At 60.3% G+C, this 22230-nt stretch carries 21 protein-coding genes, 2 tRNA genes and 1 riboswitch; of the genes, 1 reads left to right on the top strand and 22 read right to left on the bottom strand.

Annotation, left to right across the window (positions count from 1 at the left end; genetic code table 11):
- Position 1: 1 nt before the first annotated feature.
- The 16 genes from nuoI to ACW4PC_RS02715 form a co-directional block, all read right to left on the bottom strand.
- Complete coding sequence (gene nuoI, locus ACW4PC_RS02790) at positions 2-493, bottom strand: NADH-quinone oxidoreductase subunit NuoI (RefSeq protein WP_028739580.1); 492 nt, start codon at positions 491-493, stop codon at positions 2-4.
- A 40-nt stretch (positions 494-533) separates the two neighbouring features.
- Positions 534-1577 carry an NADH-quinone oxidoreductase subunit NuoH gene (gene nuoH / locus ACW4PC_RS02785; protein WP_039844561.1) on the bottom strand — a complete coding sequence of 348 codons (1044 nt, stop codon included), beginning with the start codon at positions 1575-1577 and terminating at the stop codon, positions 534-536.
- Between the two features lie 11 nt (positions 1578-1588).
- Positions 1589-3670, bottom strand: coding sequence for an NADH-quinone oxidoreductase subunit NuoG (nuoG, locus tag ACW4PC_RS02780; RefSeq protein ID WP_455872752.1), 2082 nt, complete (start codon positions 3668-3670; stop codon positions 1589-1591).
- Between the two features lie 221 nt (positions 3671-3891).
- The gene (locus ACW4PC_RS02775) at positions 3892-4500 is read right to left on the bottom strand and encodes a 5' DNA nuclease (protein WP_455872751.1); all 609 of its coding nucleotides are present in this window, start codon (positions 4498-4500) and stop codon (positions 3892-3894) included.
- A 4-nt stretch (positions 4501-4504) separates the two neighbouring features.
- Entirely contained in the window at positions 4505-5809 is a 1305-nt protein-coding gene (nuoF, locus tag ACW4PC_RS02770) for an NADH-quinone oxidoreductase subunit NuoF (RefSeq protein ID WP_455872750.1), read from the bottom strand.
- Positions 5810-5821: 12 nt separating this feature from the next.
- Entirely contained in the window at positions 5822-6952 is a 1131-nt protein-coding gene (locus ACW4PC_RS02765; RefSeq protein WP_455872749.1) for an NADH-quinone oxidoreductase subunit E, read from the bottom strand.
- Between the two features lie 16 nt (positions 6953-6968).
- Positions 6969-7241, bottom strand: a complete 273-nt coding sequence (locus tag ACW4PC_RS02760) for a hypothetical protein (RefSeq protein WP_194729407.1) — start codon at positions 7239-7241, stop codon at positions 6969-6971.
- Positions 7241-8431, bottom strand: coding sequence for an NADH-quinone oxidoreductase subunit D (locus ACW4PC_RS02755; RefSeq protein ID WP_022714819.1), 1191 nt, complete (start codon positions 8429-8431; stop codon positions 7241-7243). The genes ACW4PC_RS02760 and ACW4PC_RS02755 overlap by 1 nt, the downstream gene beginning before the upstream one ends.
- Before the next feature lie 213 nt (positions 8432-8644).
- The gene (locus ACW4PC_RS02750; RefSeq protein ID WP_455872748.1) at positions 8645-8758 is read right to left on the bottom strand and encodes a four helix bundle protein; all 114 of its coding nucleotides are present in this window, start codon (positions 8756-8758) and stop codon (positions 8645-8647) included.
- A gap of 7 nt (positions 8759-8765) precedes the next feature.
- On the bottom strand, positions 8766-8873 hold the full coding sequence (locus tag ACW4PC_RS02745) for a four helix bundle protein (protein WP_455872747.1): 108 nt from the start codon (positions 8871-8873) through the stop codon (positions 8766-8768).
- Between the two features lie 35 nt (positions 8874-8908).
- Entirely contained in the window at positions 8909-9511 is a 603-nt protein-coding gene (locus ACW4PC_RS02740) for an NADH-quinone oxidoreductase subunit C (protein WP_039844556.1), read from the bottom strand.
- Positions 9512-9529: 18 nt separating this feature from the next.
- Complete coding sequence (locus tag ACW4PC_RS02735; protein WP_455872746.1) at positions 9530-10114, bottom strand: NuoB/complex I 20 kDa subunit family protein; 585 nt, start codon at positions 10112-10114, stop codon at positions 9530-9532.
- Positions 10105-10470, bottom strand: coding sequence for an NADH-quinone oxidoreductase subunit A (locus ACW4PC_RS02730; RefSeq protein ID WP_028739579.1), 366 nt, complete (start codon positions 10468-10470; stop codon positions 10105-10107). Before ACW4PC_RS02730 ends, ACW4PC_RS02735 begins: the two co-directional genes overlap by 10 nt.
- Positions 10471-10716: 246 nt before the next feature.
- A tRNA-Asp gene (locus ACW4PC_RS02725) sits at positions 10717-10793 on the bottom strand.
- 47 nt (positions 10794-10840) lie between these two features.
- Positions 10841-10917 (bottom strand) — tRNA-Asp (locus ACW4PC_RS02720).
- Positions 10918-11134: 217 nt separating this feature from the next.
- Entirely contained in the window at positions 11135-11536 is a 402-nt protein-coding gene (locus ACW4PC_RS02715; protein WP_039844554.1) for a (R)-mandelonitrile lyase, read from the bottom strand.
- Between the two features lie 213 nt (positions 11537-11749).
- Here ACW4PC_RS02715 and ACW4PC_RS02710 point away from each other — a divergent pair, with 213 nt between their 5' ends.
- A complete protein-coding gene (locus ACW4PC_RS02710) occupies positions 11750-12736 on the top strand; it encodes an aldo/keto reductase (RefSeq protein ID WP_455872745.1) in 987 nt (328 codons plus the stop codon).
- Positions 12737-12801: 65 nt separating this feature from the next.
- Here ACW4PC_RS02710 and ACW4PC_RS02705 read toward each other — a convergent pair whose 3' ends face one another.
- From ACW4PC_RS02705 to clpP, 6 genes are all read right to left on the bottom strand, one after another.
- Positions 12802-15012: an esterase-like activity of phytase family protein gene (locus ACW4PC_RS02705; RefSeq protein WP_455872744.1), complete on the bottom strand. Its 2211-nt coding sequence runs from the start codon at positions 15010-15012 to the stop codon at positions 12802-12804.
- Between the two features lie 81 nt (positions 15013-15093).
- Complete coding sequence (locus tag ACW4PC_RS02700; RefSeq protein ID WP_455872743.1) at positions 15094-16002, bottom strand: DMT family transporter; 909 nt, start codon at positions 16000-16002, stop codon at positions 15094-15096.
- Between the two features lie 81 nt (positions 16003-16083).
- A riboswitch (FMN riboswitch) is annotated at positions 16084-16238 on the bottom strand.
- 121 nt (positions 16239-16359) lie between these two features.
- Positions 16360-16635 carry a DNA-binding protein HupB gene (gene hupB, locus ACW4PC_RS02695; RefSeq protein WP_028739578.1) on the bottom strand — a complete coding sequence of 92 codons (276 nt, stop codon included), beginning with the start codon at positions 16633-16635 and terminating at the stop codon, positions 16360-16362.
- A 205-nt stretch (positions 16636-16840) separates the two neighbouring features.
- Positions 16841-19258 carry an endopeptidase La gene (lon, locus tag ACW4PC_RS02690; RefSeq protein WP_455872742.1) on the bottom strand — a complete coding sequence of 806 codons (2418 nt, stop codon included), beginning with the start codon at positions 19256-19258 and terminating at the stop codon, positions 16841-16843.
- A 401-nt stretch (positions 19259-19659) separates the two neighbouring features.
- Positions 19660-20937, bottom strand: a complete 1278-nt coding sequence (clpX, locus tag ACW4PC_RS02685; RefSeq protein ID WP_455872741.1) for an ATP-dependent Clp protease ATP-binding subunit ClpX — start codon at positions 20935-20937, stop codon at positions 19660-19662.
- A 302-nt stretch (positions 20938-21239) separates the two neighbouring features.
- Positions 21240-21869 (bottom strand): ATP-dependent Clp endopeptidase proteolytic subunit ClpP, encoded by a 630-nt coding sequence (gene clpP, locus ACW4PC_RS02680; RefSeq protein ID WP_039844551.1) that lies wholly within the window; start codon positions 21867-21869, stop codon positions 21240-21242.
- Positions 21870-22230: the final 361 nt, after the last annotated feature.

The following is a 22230-nucleotide window of genomic DNA, read 5'->3' as shown; positions in this document are numbered from 1 at the left end:
ATCAACGGTACGGTGCGTCGATCGCCATGTTGCGGGCGATTTCGCGTTCCCACCGGTCGCCATTGTCCAAAAGCCGCTGCTTGTCGAAATAAAGCTCTTCGCGGGTTTCCGTGGCGAATTCGAAGTTCGGGCCTTCGACGATCGCATCGACCGGGCAGGCCTCCTGGCAGAAGCCGCAATAGATGCACTTCACCATGTCGATGTCGTAGCGCACCGTGCGGCGCGTGCCGTCATTGCGGCGCGGCCCAGCTTCAATGGTGATCGCCTGAGCGGGACAGATCGCTTCGCAGAGCTTGCAGGCGATGCAGCGCTCTTCGCCGTTCGGATAGCGGCGCAGCGCATGTTCGCCGCGGAAGCGAGGGCTGACAGGACCCTTTTCGAAGGGGTAGTTGATCGTCGCCTTCTGGCGAAAGAAATAGCGCATCGACAAGAAGAATGCGCCAACGAATTCCTTGAGGAACAGCGAGCTGACGGCGTTGGACAAGCTTGCCATCTTCAACCTCCAAAATTGCTGGAAACGAGGGCGGACATCATCATGCCCATCCCATCAGCTTCAGCACGAATGCAACGATGACGACCATGGCGAGCGACAGCGGAAGGAAGACCTTCCAGCCGAGGCGCATCAGTTGGTCGTAGCGGTAGCGCGGCACGAAGGCCTTGACCATCGCGAACATGAAGAACACCAGGCAGGCCTTCAGCGTGAACCAGATGATACCCGGTACCCAGTTCAGGAACCAAACGTCAACCGGGGGCAGCCAGCCGCCGAGGAAGAGGATCGTCGTCAGCGCGCACATCAGGCAGACGGCCGCATATTCGCCAAGCATGAACATCATGTACGGCGAAGAGCCGTATTCGACCATGAAGCCGGCGACCAGCTCCGATTCGGCTTCCGGAAGATCGAAGGGCGGACGGTTGGTTTCGGCAAGCGCGGAAACGAAGAAGACGATGAACATCGGGAACAGTGCGAGCCAATGCCAATCGAGGAAGGACGCCGGCAGGCCGAGCATCGTTCCAAGGCCGTCATGCTGCGCATTGACGATGTCGGTCAGGTTCAGCGAACCGACGCAAAGGAGGACGCTGACGATGACGAAGCCGATCGAGACTTCGTAGGACACCATCTGTGCGGCGGAGCGGAGAGCGCCGAGGAACGGATACTTCGAATTCGAAGCCCAGCCGCCCATGATGATGCCGTAAACCTCGAGCGAGGCGATCGCGAAGATATAGAGGATGCCGACATTGATGTCGGCAATCACCCAGCCGTCTGCGAGCGGCACGACCGCCCAGGTGGACAGCGCCAGAAGCACGGCGACGAGCGGCGCGATCAGGAAGACGACCTTGTTGGCCCCCGCCGGGATGATCGGCTCCTTGAAGACAAACTTCAGAAGGTCGGCAAAGGACTGGAACAGGCCGAAGGGGCCGACGACGTTCGGGCCGCGGCGAAGCTGCACCGCCGCCCAGATCTTGCGGTCGGCAAGGAGCACGTAGGCGATGAAGATCAGAAGGCAGACCAGCAGGAGAAGCGACTGGCCGACCATGATGATCCCCGGCCAGACATATGTGGAAAAGAAAGAGTCCATAGTCCCTGCCCTTACTCTGCCGCGACTTTGAAGTTGTTGCGGGCCAATGCCGAGCATTCGGCCATGACAGCCGAGGCGCGTGCGATCGGGTTCGTCAAATAGAAGTCTTTGACCGGTGACGCAAACCCGGATTTGTTCATCTTCCCGGCTTTTTTGGCCAGTGCGGCAATTTTGGCGCTGTCGCCTTCGGCGATCTCGTCGACGGCGGCGAAATGCGGGAAAGCCGCATAGAGTTTCGAGCGCAGTTCGGCAAGCGAATCAAAGGGAAGCTTCTTGCCGAGGACGTCGGAGAGCGCACGCAGGATCGCCCAGTCCTCGCGGGCATCGCCCGGTGCGAAACCGGCGCGGCTGCCCATCTGGACGCGGCCTTCGGTATTGACCCAAGTGCCCGACTTTTCAGTATAGGCGGCAGCCGGCAGAATGACGTCGGCATGATGTGCGCCGTTGTCGCCGTGCGAGCCGATATAGACCGTGAGCTTGGCCTTCTTGGCGGTGAAGTCCAGCTCGTCGGCGCCGAGCAGGAAAAGCACGTCCATGGAGGCCAGCATGGCAGCCCCGTTGACGCCCTTGGCGCCGGGCACGAAGCCGAGGTCAAGGCCGCCGACACGCGATGCGGCCGTGTGCAGGACGGCAAAACCGTTCCAGCCTTCGGCCACGGCGCCGACATTGACGGCGAGCTTTGCGGCGCTTGCCAGAACACCCGCGCCATCCGTGCGGGAAAGCGCGCCCTGGCCGACGATGATGAGCGGCGTCTTGGCCTCCGCCAGCACCTTGGCGAAGGCGTGGTTGCCATCCACCAGATCCTTCAGCGTATCGGGACCAGCACCGAGATATTCGTAATCATAACGCAGGTCACCGCCTTCGCCGATCACGCCGATCGGGAAGCCGCCGCGGCGCCAGCGCTTGCGGATGCGGGCATTGAGCACGGCAGCCTCGAAGCGCGGGTTCGCGCCGATAATCAGCAGCGCATCAGCCTGTTCGATGCCTTCGATCGTCGGGTTGAAGAGGTAGCTTGCACGGCCGAGCGACGGATCAAGTGCCGTCCCATCCTGGCGACAGTCGAGGTTCTCGGAACCGAGCGACTTCACCAGTTCGGAGAGCGCGTACATTTCCTCGACCGAAGCGAGGTCGCCGGCGATTGCGCCGATCTTTTCGCCGGTCGTCTTGGAAACTGCAGACTTGATCGCGCCGAAGGCTTCCGCCCAGGTCGCGGGCTGCAGGCGACCACCCTTGCGGACATAGGGTTTGTCGAGACGCTGCGTCTTCAGGCCGTCCCAGATGAAGCGGCTCTTGTCGGAAATCCACTCCTCGTTGATCGCCTCGTTGACGCGCGGCAGGATGCGCATGACTTCGCGGCCGCGGGTATCGACGCGGATGGCGGAGCCGAGCGCGTCCATGACGTCGATCGATTCCGTCTTGTTCAGCTCCCATGGACGGGCCGTGAAGGCGAAGGGTTTCGAGGTCAGCGCGCCGACCGGGCAAAGGTCGACGACGTTGCCCTGCAGCTCGGAGGTCATCGCCTGTTCGAGATAGGTGGTGATTTCGGCGTCCTCGCCGCGGCCGATCAGGCCGAGTTCCGAGATGCCGGCGACTTCCGTCGTGAAGCGGACGCAGCGCGTGCAGTGGATGCAGCGGTTCATGACCGTCTTTACGAGCGGACCGATATACTTGTCTTCGACGGCGCGCTTGTCTTCCTGATAGCGCGAGGTGTCGATGCCGAAGGCCATCGCCTGGTCCTGCAGGTCGCATTCGCCGCCCTGGTCGCAGATCGGGCAATCGAGCGGGTGATTGATCAGCAGGAATTCCATTACGCCTTCGCGGGCCTTCTTGACCATCGGCGTGTTGGTGAAGACTTCCGGCAGCTCGCCATTCGGGCCGCCGCGAATGTCGCGAACGCCCATAGCGCAGGATGCCTGCGGCTTCGGCGGACCGCCCTTCACCTCAACAAGGCACATACGGCAATTGCCAGCGACCGACAGCCGCTCATGGAAGCAGAAGCGCGGAACTTCAGCGCCGGCTTCCTCACACGCCTGGATGAGCGTGTAATGATCCGGGACTTCGATCTCGTTGCCGTCTATCTTCAGTTTTGCCATCGTCACTCAGTCCTGTTTCCCGTTCGCCGGATGGCGGCAAACAAACCTATTATGCAACATGACCGCTGCCAGGCGGGATTTTGTCCCCGCAGGCACCGGTGTCGCCCAAATTGTCCTTCCAGGATTCGGAAAACCCGAAACCCGATCGGCGCGCAGTTCGCAGGCCCCGCCCGCTTGCCGCTTCGCCATTCCCCTCCGGCTGCTTGGGTCAGCCGAAAAGATCACGTCCGCTTCCGGCCCTTCGCACAAAGCGCCTTCGCCTGACCGGTCCAATCGTCGCGAACGACGCGGCCGTTGAAACCAAGTTCGGCGTCGAGTTTTGCGATTTCCGCATCCGTCCAGGCGGCAATCTCGGCGAAGGTCCGAATTCCCTTCGCATTCAGCACCTGCTCGAGCTTCGGACCGATGCCGGCAATCAGCTTCAGGTCGTCTGCCTTCTTCGCGCGTGCCGCCGGCTTCTTCGGTGCCGTAGGCTTTGATCCAGTTGCGCCGACAATCGAAAGCTTGGCCTTCTCCAACGCTGCCTGCCGGATATTCTCCGGCTTGATGCGCACTTGCGGCTTTGGTTCTTCCGGCGGCGTGTCGTCAAGGGCTTCCGCCAGCCTGTTGGTCTCCTCGAACACACCCTGCAGAGCGCCGAAGAAAGCGCCAGCAAGCTGCGTCGAGAAACCAAAGCCGATCGCAGTTGCCGCAGCCATCGCCGCGACGGGCGGCGCCATCAGCGGATGCATCGGCAGAGCCCGCTCCAGCATCTCGCCTGCAAGACGGCCGAAGTCCGCCGGGAAATCGGCCACTCCATCCTTCCCTGTGCTACCAGATGCCTTCGTCATCTTCCTACTCCGCTGCCTCGAGAACCGCACCATGATCCATGGCGCTCGCCGTGTACTGATCGATGCGCGCTTCGATCTCCGGACGAAAGTTACGGATCAGACCCTGCACCGGCCATGCGGCAGCATCGCCGAGCGCACAGATGGTGTGGCCTTCGATCTGCTTGGTGACCTGGAAGAGCATGTCGATCTCGCGCTTGTGGGCATTGCCCTTGGCCATACGCTCCATCACGCGCCACATCCAGCCGGTGCCTTCGCGGCACGGCGTGCACTGGCCGCAGCTCTCATGCTTGAAGAAAGCCGAGATGCGGGCGATCGCCTTGATGACGTCCGTGGACTTGTCCATGACGATCGCGGCGGCCGTGCCGAAGGACGAACCGACAGCGCGCAGACCGTCGAAATCCATCGGGCAATCGATGATGTCCTTGGCGGGCACGATCGGGCACGAGGCGCCGCCAGGAATGACGGCGAGCAGGTTGTCCCAGCCGCCGCGAATGCCACCGGCGTGACGATCGACAAGCTCGCGGAAAGTAATGCCCATTTCCTCTTCGACGGTGCACGGCTTGTTGACGTGGCCGGAGAGCATGAAAAGTTTGGTGCCGACATTGTTCGGACGGCCGATCGAGGAGAACCAGCCCGCGCCGCGGCGAAGGATCGTCGGGGCAACGGCGATCGACTCGACGTTGTTGACCGTCGTCGGGCAGCCGTAGAGACCCATATTGGCCGGGAACGGCGGCTTCAGGCGCGGCTGCCCCTTCTTGCCCTCAAGGCTTTCGAGCAGGGCGGTTTCTTCGCCGCAGATGTAAGCGCCAGCGCCGTGATGGACATAAATTTCCATGTCCCAGCCGAGCTTGTTGTTCTTGCCGAGCAGGCCGGCATCATAGCATTCGTCGATCGCCGCCTGTAGTGCCTCACGCTCACGGATATATTCGCCGCGGACATAGATGTAGGCGGCGTGCGCGCCCATGGCGAAGCTTGCAACCACGCAGCCTTCGATCAGCGTATGCGGATCGTGGCGCATGATGTCGCGGTCCTTGCAGGTGCCGGGCTCCGACTCGTCGGCATTGACGACGAGATAGTGCGGCCGGCCATCGCTTTCCTTCGGCATGAAGGACCATTTCAGACCGGTCGGGAAACCTGCGCCGCCACGGCCGCGAAGGCCGGACGCCTTCATCTCGTTGACGATCCAGTCGCGGCCCTTTTCGAGGATCTGCTTGGTGCCGTCCCAGTGGCCGCGGCTCATCGCGCCTTTCAGGGACTTGTCCTTAAGGCCGTAGATGTTGGTAAAGATGCGGTCTTTATCTTGTAACATGCTTCACACCTCTTACCGCGGCTTCTTGCCAAAGACCTTGATATATTCCGCTTCGCCGCCCTTGGCGAGCGCCTTGGCCTGCTTGGCCCAGTCGTCGCGCTCGATGCGGCCCTTGAAATTCAAGTATCCATCGACCCACTCGCGTTCAGCCTTCTTCCAGCCTGCGACCTGCGCGTAGGTGAAGATGCCGAGTTCGTTCAAAATGGCCTCGATCTTCGGACCGACGCCCGAGATCAGCTTGAGATCGTCCGGAGCTGTCGGCTTTTCGATGCCGACCGGCCGGTTCTTGTCGGTCAGGGCCGGCTTGCTCACGGCCGGAGCAGCGGCTGCCCTTGCAGGCTTTTCGGCCGGTGCAGGCAGCGGCGCTGCCTCGACGTCCTTGACATTCTTGGCCGCGGCCTTCGGCGCCGTATGGGGCGTCTTCAGCGCCGGATTGGTTTCAGCGTCACCGCTCTTTGGACGGCCGGCCTCGGAAGGCGGAAGGCTGACGGCATCGCCGACGGCCTTCTTTGCGGAAGCCTTCGGCTTGGGATCCGGCGCCAGAAGCGTCGTCGGACCGCCTTCGGGCGAGGAAAAATGACGGTCGATCTGCGGGCCGGGCTTGATGCTCGCCCCATCGCCGGCATTGAACGTGTCGATGATCTCTTCGAGGCGCTCCGGCGTCAGGTCTTCGTACGTGTCCTTGCCGATCATCACCATCGGTGCGTTAACGCAGGCCCCGAGACATTCGACCTCTTCCCAGGAGAGCGTGCCTTCGGCATTGCGCTCGAACGGGTGATCGTGGATCTTGCTCTTGCAGACCTTCATCAGGCCTTCAGAGCCGCGCAGCATGCAGGGCGTCGTGCCGCAGACCTGGACGTGCGCGCGCGTTCCGACCGGACCCAGCTGGAACTGGGTGTAGAAGGTCGCGACTTCGAGGACACGGATATAGGCCATGTCCAGCATGTCGGCGACTTTCTCGATCGCCGCGCGGGTGACCCAGCCGTCCTGCTCCTGCGCCCGCATCAACAGCGGGATGACCGCCGACTGCTGACGGCCTGCGGGATATTTCTTGATCGTTTTGTCCGCCCAAACCGCGTTTTCGTCATTGAAGGCGAATGCGGCAGGCTGGAATTGATCTTCGGCTAGTCGACGAACGGACATTCTTCCTCACGCCTTGTCAGTTTAGGGTCCCACACCGCGAGGCTGTCAGAGACTGCATCTCGCAAGCATAGGCCGACTGGTCTTTCTGCATAAACACAACGAACTTGTTGCCGTTCGGAACGGCAGCCTTGATTTCATAGCCCCGGGACAATAGCTCGCCCATGGAGGCCTGGCCGCCCGGAGGCGCTACATCCTGCGCGCCCAGCTTCTGGCCGAATCCCTGATTATCCTGAGCGAACGCTCCGGATGCCATGAGGAAAACGGCTGCTGAAAGCGCGGCAAGCTGCATCAGCGGTCCACCTCGCCGAACACGATGTCGAGCGAGCCGAGAATGGCAGCGACGTCAGCCAACTGATGGCCGCGGCACATGAAATCCATCGCCTGAAGGTGGGCATAGCCCGGAGCCTTGATCTTGCAGCGATACGGCTTGTTGGAGCCGTCGGAGACGAGATAGACGCCGAACTCGCCCTTCGGCGCCTCGACTGCGGCGTAAACTTCACCGGCCGGAACGTGGTAGCCTTCGGTATAGAGCTTGAAGTGGTGGATCAGAGCTTCCATCGAGCGCTTCATCTCGCCGCGCTTCGGCGGCACCACCTTGCCGTCGACCGAAGAGAACGGTCCAGTGCTGGCATCGCCAAGCAGGCGGTTCACGCACTGCTTCATGATGCGGACCGATTCACGCATTTCAATCATGCGGATCAGGTAACGGTCATAGCAGTCGCCATTCTTGCCGATCGGGATATCGAACTCGAGATCGGAATAGCACTCGTAAGGCTGCGCACGGCGCAGGTCCCAGGCAGCACCCGAACCGCGGACCATGACGCCCGAGAAGCCCCAAGCCCAGCAGTCTTCCAGCGATACCACGCCGATATCGACGTTACGCTGCTTGAAGATGCGGTTGCCGGTCAAAAGATCGTCGATGTCGTCCAACGCCTTCAGGAACGGATCGCACCAGTCGCCGATATCCTGAACGAGCTTTTCCGGCAGATCCTGATGGACGCCGCCTGGACGGAAATAAGCCGCATGCATGCGCGAGCCGGAAGCGCGCTCATAAAACACCATCAGCTTTTCGCGCTCTTCGAAGCCCCAGAGCGGCGGCGTCAGAGCGCCGACGTCCATGGCCTGGGTCGTGACGTTGAGGAGATGCGACAGGATACGGCCGATTTCCGAATAAAGAACGCGGATCAGCTGACCGCGAATCGGGATTTCGATGCCGAGCAGCTTCTCGACGGCCAGCGCATAGGCATGTTCCTGGTTCATCGGCGCCACATAATCGAGGCGGTCGAAATAAGGAACGGCCTGCAGATAGGTCTTGGTTTCGATCAGCTTCTCGGTGCCGCGATGCAGCAGGCCGATATGCGGATCGACGCGCTCCACAATTTCGCCGTCAAGCTCCAGGACAAGACGAAGAACGCCGTGCGCCGCCGGATGCTGTGGCCCGAAATTGATGTTGAAGTTGCGGACGTTATGTTCGGTCATACTGCAAACTCCAAGCCAAACGCGCCGCTGGTTAGGCGAATGGCGAATGGCGAATAGCGAATAGTTTCGTTCCGTTTCATTGTTTCTCCTGGAGACTCCGTATCAGCGCCCTGATCATCCGTCTGATCTCGTCGCACTTTTCGGTCATCTGCCTGAACGCAATCTCGCCGATCAACCGACGCGGTGAGAAATGAATATCTGTTTCCAATTCCTTCAACGAACCTGGGACATGCGCAGATATCGAATAAAGCTTCCAGTGACTTCACGTCCGTGCCCTTCAGCAATATTGGCAGCAATCGAATTTGCTGCCCTGCGTATCTGGGTCATCAGACCGTCAAATCTCCACCTTGGGAAGATCCTTGGTCATCCGATGGCAGTCCACCGCGAGATCGATCGCCAACTGCCAGACCTTGAGATCCTTGTTGGAGTTTACCGTCTGCAACCCCTTCCCAACTCGTCGCTGTTCACTATTCGCTTCTACTGCTTCGCCTTCTCATCGCCCGGCAGCACGTATTCGGTGCCCTCCCAAGGCGACATGAAGTCGAAGTTGCGGAATTCCTGCTTCAGTTCCACCGGTTCGTAAACGACCCGCTTTGCCGCATCGTCGTAACGGACTTCGACGAAGCCGGTCGTCGGAAAGTCCTTGCGAAGTGGATGTCCTTCGAAACCGTAGTCGGTCAAGATGCGGCGGAGATCCGGGTGGCCTGTGAAGAGAACGCCGTACATGTCCCAGGTCTCGCGCTCGAACCAGTCGGCGCCGGGATAGACCGCGCAGGCCGACGGAACCGGCGTATCCTCGTCGGTCGCGACCTTCACGCGGATGCGCAGGTTCTGCTTCGGCGACAAAAGATGATACACAACGTCGAAACGCTTTTCGCGCTGCGGCCAATCGACGCCGCAGATGTCCGTCAGGTTGATGAAACCGCACTTGGCGTCATCGCGCAGGAACGCCAGAAGCGCGATCAGGTTTTCGCCCGTCGTCGTCAGTGTCAGCTCGCCGAATTTCAGTTGCGTCGCGGCAATCAGGCTGCCACGCGCTTCCGAGAGATGGGACGAAAGCTCAGTGAGGGCTTCGCTCATATGTCTTGTCCTTAACCCTTACCGCTCGATCGTGCCGGTGCGCCGGATCTTCTTCTGCAGCAGAAGCACGCCGTAAAGCAGCGCCTCCGCTGTGGGGGGACAGCCCGGCACGTAGATGTCGATCGGCACGACGCGGTCGCAGCCGCGCACCACCGAATAAGAATAGTGATAGTAGCCGCCGCCATTGGCGCAGGAGCCCATCGAGATCACGTAACGCGGCTCAGGCATCTGGTCATAGACCTTACGGAGCGCGGGCGCCATCTTGTTGGTGAGCGTGCCAGCAACAATCATCACGTCCGACTGACGCGGCGAAGCGCGCGGCGCAAAGCCGAAACGCTCGACGTCGTAACGCGGCATCGACAGCTGCATCATCTCGACGGCGCAGCAGGCGAGACCGAAGGTCATCCACATTAGCGAGCCGGTACGCGCCCAGTTGATCAGTTCGTCGGTCGAGGTGACGAGAAAACCCTTGTCGGCCAGCTCGTTGTTGATGTCGCCGAAGAACGCGTCGTTGCTGCCGATCGGCTTGCCGGTTGCGGGATCGATGATCCCCTTCGGCTGCGGCGCCACGAGCGTGCGATTGCTTGAGGGGGTCACTGCCATTCCAGGGCTCCCTTCTTCCATTCATAGATAAAGCCGACGGTGAGCACGAGCAGGAAGACCATCATGGACCAGAAGCCGAACCAGCCGATGGCGCCAAAGGAAACCGCCCAGGGGAAGAGGAAGGCGACCTCGAGGTCGAAGATGATGAAGAGGATCGACACGAGATAGAAGCGGATGTCGAATTTCATGCGAGCATCGTCGAAGGCGTTGAAGCCGCATTCGTATGCGGAAAGCTTTTCCGAATCGGGTGCCTTGAAGGCCACGGCAAACGGCGCGATCAGAAGCGCCAGGCCGATGACGAGGGCAATGCCGATGAAGATAGCGATCGGAATATAGGAACTGAGCAGTTCAGTCATCATGTTCATCCCTGCTTGCCGAATGCGCCAGGCAGCGCAACGGGCAAATGCCCGGCAAGCGAACGTGCGTTGCAACAAGCCGTGGTTAGCGCAGCCGGAGCCATGGCGCAAGGCTTTTAGAAAGCCAATTCCACCTGTGAGGATGCGACATTATCAAGCAGATGCAACGATGTCGCGACAAATACGCACAAGTTGCGAGAGGTTGCATGGCAGCCAACCAAAAACTGCATGGCTCGGAGAAAAGAATGGCGCGAGTGACGGGGCTCGAACCCGCGACCTCCGGCGTGACAGGCCGGCACTCTAACCGACTGAGCTACACCCGCGCATCTTGAAGGAAAGGCCGGAATGCGCCTTGCGGCACATCTTAAAATGGCGCGAGTGACGGGGCTCGAACCCGCGACCTCCGGCGTGACAGGCCGGCACTCTAACCGACTGAGCTACACCCGCACTTCATTTCAAGTCATCCGGAGCTTTCGCATCCTTGTCAAAACGGACAGGCCGCTTCGATGAGCGGCTAACTAAGGGGTTCGCATTTGAGTGTCAAGCAGGTTTGGAGACAAAACCATGACAGTCCGGAAATTGTTTTCAAGGCGAAGTCCAGCCGCCGCACAAGAGCTGAGCGTTGAGAGGACTTCCGACGCATTTTCTCGCGTCTGACGCCGCTTCAGGCCTTTCCGGCATATTGCTCGTCGCTTACCTGCTCCATCCAGTCGGCGACGCTGCCATTCAATGATTCCTGGATCGCGATATGCGTCATCGCCGTTTCCGGGGCTGCGCCATGCCAGTGCTTTTCGCCGGCTGCGAACCAGACGGTGTCGCCCGGCCGGATTTCGCGGATTTCGCCGCCCCAGCTCTGCACAAGCCCCTTGCCGGACGTGACGATCAGCGTCTGGCCCAGAGGATGCGTGTGCCATGCGGTACGCGCTCCCGGCTCGAATGTCACGTGCACGACCCTCACGCGGGCCGGATCGGGCGCTTCGATCAACGGATCAAGCCGCACGGTGCCAGCGAAATAGTCCGCCGAAGCCTTCGCCGATGGCCGGGAACCGGCTGTCTTGATTTCCATGCTATTGCCTCTTCGTTGTTTGATCGGGCGCGTCCCTCACAGAAAGTAGGTCGTCGGTCGACCCATTTGAAGTGGAGCGGGAAGATATGCCCCAACCGGCACCGTTCTCGAATAAGCAACGTCTGCGCCCTATTTCCCCCTGCAGGCGCTTGTCCGCCCGGGGCCTGGCTGATAGTCGCCGTGCGAGCATTTCATCACGAATGGAGGATTCCCATGAAACAGCATTCTTTCGGCCGCATGCCGTTTTCAGTCACCAATGTCGGGTTCGGCGCATGGCAGATAGGCGGTTCCTGGGGCGATGTCAGCGAGGCTGACGGCCGGGCGGCCCTCAATGCGGCGCTCGACGCCGGCATCACCTTCATCGACACAGCGGACGTTTATGGCGACGGCCGATCGGAAAAGATCGTCGCCGACGTGCTGAAGAGCCGTGGCGGCACGCGCCCGATGGTCGCCACCAAAGCCGGCCGAAGGCTGAACCCCCATGTTGCCGGCGGCTATACCAAGGCCAATCTCGAAGGCTTCATCGACCGCAGCCTGAAGAACCTGCAGGTCGACAGTCTCGACCTCGTCCAACTCCACTGCCCGCCGACGGAGGTGCTTTACCGTTCGGAAGTCTTCGAAGGTCTCAACGAGCTGCAGAAGGCCGGCAAGATCAAGGGCTATGGCGTCAGCGTTTCGACGGTGGAGGAAGGCTTGAAAGCGATCGAGTTTCCGGGCGTTGAAAGCATCCAGATCATCTACAACATCTTCCGTCAGCGCCCCGATCGCCTGTTCTTCCAGGAAGCCCGCCGCAGGAACGTCGCCGTGATTGCCCGCGTGCCGCTCGCAAGTGGCCTACTCTCCGGCAAGATCACCCGCGACACCAAGTTCGCAAGCGACGACCACCGCAATTTCAACCGCCACGGCGAGGCCTTCGATGTCGGCGAGACCTTCGCGGGCGTTCCCTTCGAGGTCGGTCTGCAAGCGGTCGACCAGGTGCGCAAGCTGGTGCCGCAGGGCGCCTCCATGGCAGCCTTTGCGCTACGCTGGATTCTGATGAACGATGCCGTAACCGTGGTCATCCCCGGCGCGCGCAACGCCGAACAGGCAAGGGCCAACGCAGCGGCCGCCGATCTCGCGCCGCTCTCCCACGACGTGATGGACGCGACCCGCGAGATCTACGAGCGGCTGATTGCACCACATGTGCATCAGCGCTGGTAAGCGTATCCTTTCAGAACCAAAAATGGCCGGGTTTGACCCGGCCATTTCCTTTCAGTTCTGGGACCTCAGTTCGTGCCGGCCAGGTTGACCGGGAAGAACAGGGTTTCACCTGAGGAGTTGCTGACCCCGTCGTTGTCGGTGACGGCATAGGCCTTGCCGCCGGCGTCGAAGGTGAAGCCTTCGATCTTGTCGAGCACGTAGCCGTTGGTGGCCGTCTTCAGCTCGTTGACGAAGTCGTAGGCTTCGGTCTTCTCGACGGCCGGCAGCTCGCCGCCGAGCTTGGCGGGCTTGAGATCGGCGATCGCCACCTTATAGAGCTTCTTCAATTTCGCTTGATCGCCCACGAGGTTGTCGCGCTCGATGACATAGACGCTGTCGCCATGGGCAGAGATTTCCGAAAGACCGACCCAGCCGTTTTCAGACTTGTCGAGCGGGTAGCGCACGGCACCCCATTCCTTGCTCTTCAGATTGTAGGAGACGAGCTTGACGAAGCCCTTCTCGTCGTCCTTCCATTCGCGCTGAATTGCCATCCACAACGTTGCATCATCTCCGGAGCCGACGATCGTCACGCCTTCGAATCCGTAGCGGATTTCGTTGGCGGTCAGTTCCTTCGGCAGGGCGACCTCGGCCTTGATCTCGCCCTTCGGATTGACGTGGTAGAGCGCGTGCGGCAGCAGCTTGTCGCCGTTGCCTTCGGAAGCGAGCCAGAACCAGCCCTTCTCATCGACGGCGATGCCCTCGATGTCGAGCTTCTGGGCGGCAGCACCGTCACGCTTGACCGTCAGCGTCTCGGTGATGACGGCGGGCTTCTGCGTCGCGTCGATTGTGTAGATCGTCGGCTGCATGCCGAGCACGCTGTCGCTGACCGCAAAGAGCTTGCCGGGCTTTTCCGGAACGCTAGCAAGGCCCGAAAGGGCGGCAAAGCCGACCGGATTGCCATCCTTCTCGGCCGCGACGATCTGCGGATAGGCCTTCTCTCCTTCGGCAAGCTCGTAGATCATCACATGCGAGCGCGGGCCGCCGTCCTCGCCGAGATCGACTTCGTTGGCGGTCGCAAAGAGGTTGCGCGAGGGGATGGCGACAGCGCCTTCAGGCGAAACGCCCGATGGCAATATCTGCGAGAGTTCCGGGTCGGCGCCCGTGTCCTTGTAGACGCCGACAACAGAAGCGCGCTCGGCAAGCACGAAGAAATATTGCTGGCCTCCGAAGGTGGCTGCTTCCAGGCCCTCCGGTTCGACGCCCTTCGAGGAAGAGCGGCCGTCCGGATAATGGCCGAGATCCGCCACGGCGCGCTCGAAGGAGCTGCCGGATTCGTAGAGAACCTTGCCGGTCTTGTCGAAGATCGTGAACCCGCGCGAGCCGCCTTCATAATCGCCTTCGTTGGCGACGACGAGACGGTTGTCGTCCAGCCATTTCACAGCGTCCGGTTCGCGCAGAACACCCTTCAGTTCGCCAGCAAACTTCAGCGCCCCGTCCTTCTTCGTGTCGATACCGGAAAGGTCCGTGCTGCCCGCGGAGAAATGCGTCTTCACCTGTGCGGTTTTGGCGTCGATGATGACGATCTCGTTGTTCTCCTGCAGTGTCAGTGCGATCTCATCCTGGCCGTTGAAGGCGACGAATTCCGGCTCCGGGTCCTCCGGCGCGACGGCCGAGAGGCCGGTCAGCGCAACGTGCTTGATCGTGCCGCAATCGACCGTTCCGTCCTTGACCTGGAAGATAGCGAGATCGCCTGCCGGCATCTGCGGGATCTTGCCGTCGTTGACGTCTTCGTCGCGCTCGTTTTCGATGGCGATGGTGCCGAGCGTCTCGTCCTTGTTGAGCGCGATCGAATCCGGCTGACCGCCGAGATCGCAGGTGTTCTCGATCTTTTTGGTGGCAACGTCGACGATTGCCAGATGGCCGGAAGGCTTCTGCTTACTCTTGCCGGTGTTGACGGCAACGAGCGCCTTGCCGGCTGCCGACGTAACGGATGTCGGCTCGCCGTCCATCATCAGCGCGCCGCCGGCCTTCGGGGCCTTGGCATCGATGATGTCGACGAAGCCGATCGCGCCGAGCGGGCTGTCGCTGTAAATCAACGTCCTGCCGTCATCGGTGGCGGTGATGATTTCGGCGGAGGTCGTGGAAAGCTTGTCCCTGCCAGCGGGCAGGTTTGCGGCAACCGGGAAGGACGCAATACGATTGAAAACAGGCTCCGCAGCGGCCGGGAAAGCAACGGACGCGAGAAGCACGGCAGCCAGTGTTGCCTGGCGCGATGAAATGGTCATGAAATCCCCCATGTGTCGAATGTCGAAACGGGGGATTTTTGAGGGACGCTGATGACAGACACATGACAGGCGGCGCGTTTTGCACCGCCCTGTCTATGCAGTCGTCTGCTCGCGGCGCAGTTCGTTGCGCATGATGAAGAGGGAGGCGCAAAAGATCAATGCCGCTCCGAGCCAGAGGTAACCGCTAGGCGCATAGCCGAAGACGAGCCAACCCGCAAAGACGTTGAGCGGCAGCTTGAGATCGTCGAAGGGCTGCACATAGGCAGCATCGGCCACTGTATAGGCAAGAGTGAGAAAATACTGCGCGAGCACGGTCAGCAGGCCGGCGAATACGAAAAGCCCCAGCGTGACGCCCGCCGGAACCTCGAAGCCGGCCGCCAGCGCGAGCCCGCCATTGATGGGCGTCAGGAGCACCAGCAGCCAGACCGTGATGGTTTCGGGTCGCTCGATGCCCGTCAGATTCTTGGTGATCAGCGAGGAGGCGCCCCAGAGCAGCGCCGAGAGGATCGGAAGCAGGGTCGCCCAAGTGAAACTGACCGACCAGGGCTGCAAGATGATCATCGCACCGGCAAAGCCGGCGATCGTTGCCGTCCAACGGGCCGGACCAACGCGTTCCCTGAGCAAGAGTCGCGCACCGAGAATGATGAAAAACGGCGATGTCATCACCAGCGCGATCGCCTGCCAGATCGGCACGGAGGCGAGCCCTGTGACCCAGGCTTCGACGCCAAGCGCCGCACAGGCAACGCGCACGACATGGCGCCAAGGATAATTGGTGCGCATCGCCGAGAAGCCGGCCCGGTAGAGGAACGGCAGCGAGAAGACGAGCGCGAAGGCATATTGCCAGAAGGCAATGGACGCTGCCGGAAAGGCAAGCTTCATCGCCGCCCATTGCGTGACGACGTTGAGGAGCGAGAAGGCCACGCCGGCCAGCACCATCCAGGCGGCACCTGCCATGGCACGCGACTTGGAAATAGTGAGGGAAGTCTGATTCATGTCATTCATCCAAGATAAAAAGGACCAACACAAATCAGGACGCATGAGCGCAACAACACCGCCGGGCAGTTCCCTGCCCTTCGTGCATGCGATCATTCTCTTTCATCCGGACTATGACCGTCGGCCCCGGCATCGCACCGGATCTGCTGACCCCTCCCCGCCCATGGGCGGGTGGAAGGCGCTCGCGGGCTCGGGCCGAGGCCCTTACCGCCGGTGGGGACTTTCACCCCGCCCTGAGAACAGAAAACCCGTAGATGAAACTTGAAAAGCCCGCAAGACCTGCGGAAAGTGGGAAGGGGTCCGGCTTTCGCCGAACCCCTCCAAACCTGGGCTGCCAGTCTCGTTATCCGGCGGCCAGAAATCTCATTAGCCGTTAACGGCATCCTTCAGGCCCTTGCCGGGCGTGAACTTCGGCACGTTGCGAGCCGGAATATTGACTTCGGCGCCGGTGGACGGATTGCGGCCCTTGGTGGCAGCGCGATGAGAAACGGTGAAGCTGCCGAAGCCGGCGAGACGGATGTCGCCCTTCTTCTTCAGTTCAGCCTGGACAACGTCGAAAACAGCGTCGACAGCAGAAGCAGCGTCAGCCTTGGTGAGGCCAGCCTTTTCGGCAACTGCGGACACGAGTTCATTCTTGTTCATGTTTCCACCCCTTTCAATGGTTCGAAACGACTTAAATCTGTAAGCTAGGCACAGAATAAGTTTCATCAGGCCCGCCGCAACCCAAAAGCCCTGCAAATCAAGGAAAAGCAAGCGGCTCCGTGACGTTTTCACAAAAAAGGCTGGCGTTTTAAGCCAGCCTTTTCCGAGTTTTGCAGCATTTTGACATAAATGTGGCAGGCAGCGCTCAGTGAGCGATGGCTGCACCAGTTTCATCGAGGCCCTCGACCGTCGCGATGACCGGCGTTTCAACCGTTCCATCCCATTCGATCGGTTCAGGCCTGCGAACCAGCGCATGCTTGATCACCTCGCCCATGCGGGATACCGGGATGATCTCCATGTTGTTCTTCACGTTGTCCGGAATCTCCGCCAGATCCTTGGCATTTTCTTCCGGGATCAGCACCTTCTTGATGCCGCCGCGAAGCGCTGCGAGCAGCTTTTCCTTCAGGCCGCCGATCGGCAGAACGCGGCCGCGAAGGGTGATCTCGCCGGTCATGGCGACATCCTTGTTGACCGCAATGCCGGTCATGATCGAGACGATCGCGGTTGCCATGGCGACACCGGCCGACGGGCCATCCTTCGGGGTCGCGCCTTCCGGCACGTGCACGTGGATGTCGCTCTTGTCAAAGCGCGGCGGCTCGATGCCGAAATCGACAGCGCGCGAGCGAACGTACGAGGCCGCAGCGGAGATCGACTCCTTCATGACTTCCTTCAGGTTGCCAGTGACCGTCATGCGGCCCTTGCCCGGCATCATCACGCCTTCGATCGTCAACAGCTCGCCGCCGACTTCGGTCCAGGCAAGACCGGTGACCACGCCGACCTGATCCTCGCGCTCGGCTTCGCCGTGGCGGAAGCGCGGAACGCCCAGATAGTCGTCGATGTTGGCAGCCGTGACGGCGACCGACTTCGCCTTGCCCTTGATGATCTCGGTCACCGCCTTGCGGGCGAGCTTCATAAGTTCGCGTTCGAAGTTACGCACGCCTGCTTCGCGGGTGTATTGCTGGCTGATCGCCATCAGGGCATCGTCGCTGACCGAAAATTCCTCCGGCTGCAACGCATGTTCCTTGATGGCCTTCGGCAGCAGGTGCCGCTTGGCGATTTCGCGCTTTTCGTCTTCGGTGTAGCCGGCGATACGGATGATCTCCATGCGGTCCATCAAAGGTGCCGGGATGTTCAGCGTATTCGCCGTCGTGATGAACATCACGTCCGACAGGTCGTATTCGACTTCCAGGTAGTGATCCATGAAGGTCGAGTTCTGGGCCGGGTCGAGCACTTCGAGCAGGGCCGAGGACGGATCGCCGCGGAAATCCATGCCCATCTTGTCGATCTCGTCTAGCAGGAAGAGCGGATTGGACTTCTTCGCCTTCTTCATCGACTGGATGACCTTGCCGGGCATCGAGCCGATATAGGTGCGGCGGTGACCGCGGATTTCGGCTTCGTCGCGAACGCCGCCGAGCGCCATGCGGACATACTCACGGCCGGTCGCCTTGGCAATCGACTGCGCAAGCGAGGTCTTGCCGACGCCCGGAGGGCCGACGAGGCACAAGATCGGGCCCTTGAGCTTGGCTGCACGCGCCTGCACGGCGAGATACTCGACGATCCGCTCCTTGACCTTGTCCAGGCCGAAGTGATCGGCTTCGAGGATCTCTTCTGCGTGGTTGAGGTCCGACTTGATCTTCGATTTCTTGCCCCACGGAATGCCGAGCAGCCAGTCGAGATAGTTGCGGACGACGGTTGCTTCGGCAGACATCGGGCTCATCTGGCGCAGCTTCTTCAGCTCCGCGTCGGCCTTCTCGCGCGCTTCCTTGGAAAGCTTGGTCTTGGAGATGCGCTCTTCCAATTCGGCCATCTCGTCGCGGCCTTCCTCGCCGTCTCCGAGCTCCTTCTGGATCGCCTTCATCTGCTCATTGAGGTAGTATTCGCGCTGGGTCTTCTCCATCTGGCGCTTGACGCGCGAGCGGATGCGCTTTTCGACCTGCAGGACCGAAATCTCGCCTTCCATGAAGCCGAGGGCCTTTTCGAGGCGAGCCTTGACGCTGGTGGTTTCCAGCATCTCCTGCTTTTCGGTAATCTTGATCGACAGGTGCGAAGCAACCGTATCGGCGAGCTTGGAATAATCGTCGATCTGGCTGGCAGCGCCGACCACTTCAGGCGAGATCTTCTTGTTGAGCTTCACATAGCTCTCGAACTCCGAAACGACGGAGCGCGACAGCGCTTCCAGCTCGACCGGGTCGTCATGCGGCTCTTCGAGCACATGGCCGAGCGCCTCGTAGAAATCCTCGCGGCTGGTATAGGCATCGATCTCGGCACGAGCGCGGCCTTCGACAAGAACCTTCACGGTGCCGTCGGGAAGCTTCAGGAGCTGCAGAACATTGGCAACCGTGCCGACATTATGAATTGCTGAAGGATCCGGATCATCATCGCTTGCGTTGATTTGGGTGACCAGCATGATCTGCTTGTCAGAACCCATGACCTCTTCAAGCGCACGGATCGACTTTTCCCGTCCGACGAACAGCGGCACGATCATATGGGGGAAGACCACGATGTCGCGCAGGGGCAAAACAGGATAGGCAGTGCTGCTCGCTACAGACGTTTTCTTCGTCATTTTATTTCCTTTCCATCGTCCCGTTTCCGGGCTCTTTGCGCGGCCGCATGCGATCGGCCGGCGCTCTCACTTGGGCTACAAGTGGAGGTTCTGACTATGCATTTCAAGCCACGCTAACGCCCGCGTTCCACGGTTGTGACAGCTTTATTACAACGGAACGCTAGTACAATGAAGCGCCTAACTGGATCGACGCTTACCGCTTTCGAACCGGCTAAAACACAAGGCCGGAGAACCCGCTATGGAATCATTCCATCATCCCCAAGGACGGAACATTCCGCAACGTCAGCAATAGCGTTTTCCCAGTCTTGCCAGCCATTATTAACAGGACCATACACGGTTTTTCAAATAGAAAGGGGCCCGCCTTCGGCAAGCCCCTAAATCTAACCATACGAGGATCGGCATCAGGCCGAGGCGTTTGCCTTTTCCTCCTGACGGTCCGCATAGATGTAGAGCGGACGGGCAGAACCGCGGGCAACTTCCTCGGAGATAACGACTTCGCGAACGCCTTCCAGCGCCGGCAGTTCGAACATCGTATCGAGCAGGATCTTTTCCATGATCGAGCGAAGGCCGCGGGCACCAGTCTTGCGTACGATCGCCTTGCGGGCGATTTCGCGGAGCGCATCCTCGTGGAAAGTGAGTTCCACGTCTTCCATCTCGAACAGGCGCTGATACTGCTTGATGAGCGCGTTCTTCGGTTCCGACAGAATCTGGATCAGCGCATCCTCATCGAGGTCTTCGAGGGTTGCCAGGACCGGCAGACGACCGATGAATTCCGGAATGAGGCCAAACTTCACCAGATCTTCCGGCTCGAGCTCGCGCAGCACTTCGCCGACGCGGCGGTCATCCGGCGCCTTGACGGTGGCACCGAAGCCGATCGAGGTCTTCTCGCCGCGTGCCGAAATGATCTTGTCCAGACCAGCAAAGGCGCCGCCGCAGATGAACAGGATGTTCGTCGTGTCGACCTGCAGGAATTCCTGCTGTGGATGCTTGCGGCCGCCCTGCGGAGGAACGGAAGCGACTGTGCCTTCCATGATCTTCAGAAGCGCCTGCTGCACGCCCTCGCCCGACACGTCGCGAGTGATCGAGGGATTGTCGGACTTGCGGGAGATCTTGTCGACCTCGTCGATATAGACGATGCCACGCTGGGCGCGCTCGACATTGTAGTCGGCAGACTGCAGAAGCTTCAGGATGATGTTTTCGACGTCTTCACCGACATAGCCGGCTTCGGTCAGCGTCGTTGCATCGGCCATCGTGAAGGGAACGTCGATGATGCGGGCGAGCGTCTGGGCGAGATAGGTCTTGCCGCAGCCGGTCGGGCCGACCAACATGATGTTCGACTTCGCCAGTTCGACTTCACTGTTCTTGGTGGCATGCGCTAGGCGCTTGTAATGGTTGTGGACGGCAACCGACAGTATCTTTTTCGCCTGCCGCTGGCCGATGACGTATTCGTCGAGAACCTTGATGATGTCCTGGGGCGTGGGAACGCCGTCGCGGGACTTGACCATCGAGGACTTGTTCTCCTCGCGGATGATATCCATGCACAGTTCGACGCATTCATCGCAGATGAAGACGGTCGGCCCGGCGATTAGCTTCCGGACTTCGTGCTGGCTCTTTCCGCAGAACGAACAATACAGGGTATTCTTGGAGTTGCCGCCGTTGCTGCCGCTGACCTTGCTCATATCACTTTCCTTCCAGCACGCCGCATTTCAAGGTGAAATCGCGGTCCACTCAATGGCCCGCCGGCCTGCTCCCACCGGAGCATCAGCCGGCCAAGGCTTTAAGGGGTAAAAACCGGTACCCAACCAAAACATGCCCGGGTTCCGGCGGCAACGAACTCCCCTTCGAATGCCGAATGCTATGTCATACAGATTCAACATAGCATTAATAGTTACTATTAGCGTCTTCGCTACCGCATTAAACCCCTTGTTCAATCACAAATGGGATAGAACTGTGGCGGCAAAAACACCATCCCTATTAATTACTAGGCCTGATCGCCTTCCATTTCGATGCGCGACGTCAGGACCTTGTCGATCACGCCCCAGCTCTGAGCCTCGTCGGCATCCATGAAGTGGTCGCGGTCGAGGGTCTTTTCAACTTCTTCGTAGCTACGGCCGGTATGCTTCACGTAGACCTCGTTCAGCCGGCGCTTCATCTTCAAGATATCCTTGGCGTGGCGCTCGATGTCGGATGCCTGCCCCTGGAAGCCGCCGGAGGGCTGGTGAACCATGATGCGGGAATTCGGAGTGGCAAAGCGCATATCCTTGTGGCCGGCGGCCAGCAGCAGCGAGCCCATCGAGGCCGCCTGGCCGATGCAGAGCGTCGAAACGGCGGGCTTGATGAACTGCATCGTGTCGTAGATCGCCATGCCGGCACTCACGACGCCGCCCGGCGAATTGATATAGAGCGCGATTTCCTTCTTCGGGTTTTCGGCCTCGAGGAAGAGAAGCTGGGCGCAAACGAGCGTCGCCATGTGATCCTCGACGGCGCCCGTCAGGAAGATGATGCGTTCCTTCAGCAGGCGGGAATAGATGTCGTAGGAGCGTTCACCGCGATTGGTCTGTTCCACGACCATCGGCACGAGGGCCATAGCGGTATCGACTGGGTTTCTCATGTGCGTCCTTTGCCAACGTCTGCCGGCTGCCGCCGGGAATCAAAGAAAATGCTTCATCCCTACATAGAGTGTCACCGCCCTCTTCTTCAAGACACGCATAAGGATAACGTTAAGAAGCGGAGCCCGGCGCAGGATGAACCTCATGACAGGGCTATCTCCCAGCTGCCGCTTGACCGGGAGAGGCCACCACGGGCGCTCACAGCTTTTCTCCGCGACAGGATGAACGAACCCTAAATACACTCGGGACAGTTCTGAGGCGGTTTACCTTGTGGAAAGCCTAATGGCGAATATAGGGCACAAGGCGTTCCGGCATTAATCGACTGGAGAATTTCGGCGGCGAAACTGCCCATATTCCAAGGGG

It is taken from the genome of Rhizobium yanglingense (assembly GCF_977109285.1).
The sequence above is the reverse complement of the archived record's forward strand: the minus strand, read 5'-3'. Positions and strand labels throughout refer to the sequence as shown.

Excerpts from the sequence above, each read along its gene's own strand:
- nuoI (WP_028739580.1), bottom strand. The coding sequence starts at position 493 with ATGGCAAGCTTGTCCAACGCCGTCAGCTCGCTGTTCCTCAAGGAATTC.
- nuoH (WP_039844561.1), bottom strand. The coding sequence starts at position 1,577 with ATGGACTCTTTCTTTTCCACATATGTCTGGCCGGGGATCATCATGGTC.
- nuoG (WP_455872752.1), bottom strand. The coding sequence starts at position 3,670 with ATGGCAAAACTGAAGATAGACGGCAACGAGATCGAAGTCCCGGATCAT.
- ACW4PC_RS02775 (WP_455872751.1), bottom strand. The coding sequence starts at position 4,500 with ATGACGAAGGCATCTGGTAGCACAGGGAAGGATGGAGTGGCCGATTTC.
- nuoF (WP_455872750.1), bottom strand. The coding sequence starts at position 5,809 with ATGTTACAAGATAAAGACCGCATCTTTACCAACATCTACGGCCTTAAG.
- ACW4PC_RS02765 (WP_455872749.1), bottom strand. The coding sequence starts at position 6,952 with ATGTCCGTTCGTCGACTAGCCGAAGATCAATTCCAGCCTGCCGCATTC.
- ACW4PC_RS02760 (WP_194729407.1), bottom strand. The coding sequence starts at position 7,241 with ATGCAGCTTGCCGCGCTTTCAGCAGCCGTTTTCCTCATGGCATCCGGA.
- ACW4PC_RS02755 (WP_022714819.1), bottom strand. The coding sequence starts at position 8,431 with ATGACCGAACATAACGTCCGCAACTTCAACATCAATTTCGGGCCACAG.
- ACW4PC_RS02750 (WP_455872748.1), bottom strand. The coding sequence starts at position 8,758 with ATGACCCAGATACGCAGGGCAGCAAATTCGATTGCTGCCAATATTGCT.
- ACW4PC_RS02740 (WP_039844556.1), bottom strand. The coding sequence starts at position 9,511 with ATGAGCGAAGCCCTCACTGAGCTTTCGTCCCATCTCTCGGAAGCGCGT.
- ACW4PC_RS02735 (WP_455872746.1), bottom strand. The coding sequence starts at position 10,114 with ATGGCAGTGACCCCCTCAAGCAATCGCACGCTCGTGGCGCCGCAGCCG.
- ACW4PC_RS02730 (WP_028739579.1), bottom strand. The coding sequence starts at position 10,470 with ATGACTGAACTGCTCAGTTCCTATATTCCGATCGCTATCTTCATCGGC.
- ACW4PC_RS02715 (WP_039844554.1), bottom strand. The coding sequence starts at position 11,536 with ATGGAAATCAAGACAGCCGGTTCCCGGCCATCGGCGAAGGCTTCGGCG.
- ACW4PC_RS02710 (WP_455872745.1), top strand. The coding sequence starts at position 11,750 with ATGAAACAGCATTCTTTCGGCCGCATGCCGTTTTCAGTCACCAATGTC.
- ACW4PC_RS02705 (WP_455872744.1), bottom strand. The coding sequence starts at position 15,012 with ATGGGGGATTTCATGACCATTTCATCGCGCCAGGCAACACTGGCTGCC.
- ACW4PC_RS02700 (WP_455872743.1), bottom strand. The coding sequence starts at position 16,002 with ATGAATGACATGAATCAGACTTCCCTCACTATTTCCAAGTCGCGTGCC.
- hupB (WP_028739578.1), bottom strand. The coding sequence starts at position 16,635 with ATGAACAAGAATGAACTCGTGTCCGCAGTTGCCGAAAAGGCTGGCCTC.
- lon (WP_455872742.1), bottom strand. The coding sequence starts at position 19,258 with ATGACGAAGAAAACGTCTGTAGCGAGCAGCACTGCCTATCCTGTTTTG.
- clpX (WP_455872741.1), bottom strand. The coding sequence starts at position 20,937 with ATGAGCAAGGTCAGCGGCAGCAACGGCGGCAACTCCAAGAATACCCTG.
- clpP (WP_039844551.1), bottom strand. The coding sequence starts at position 21,869 with ATGAGAAACCCAGTCGATACCGCTATGGCCCTCGTGCCGATGGTCGTG.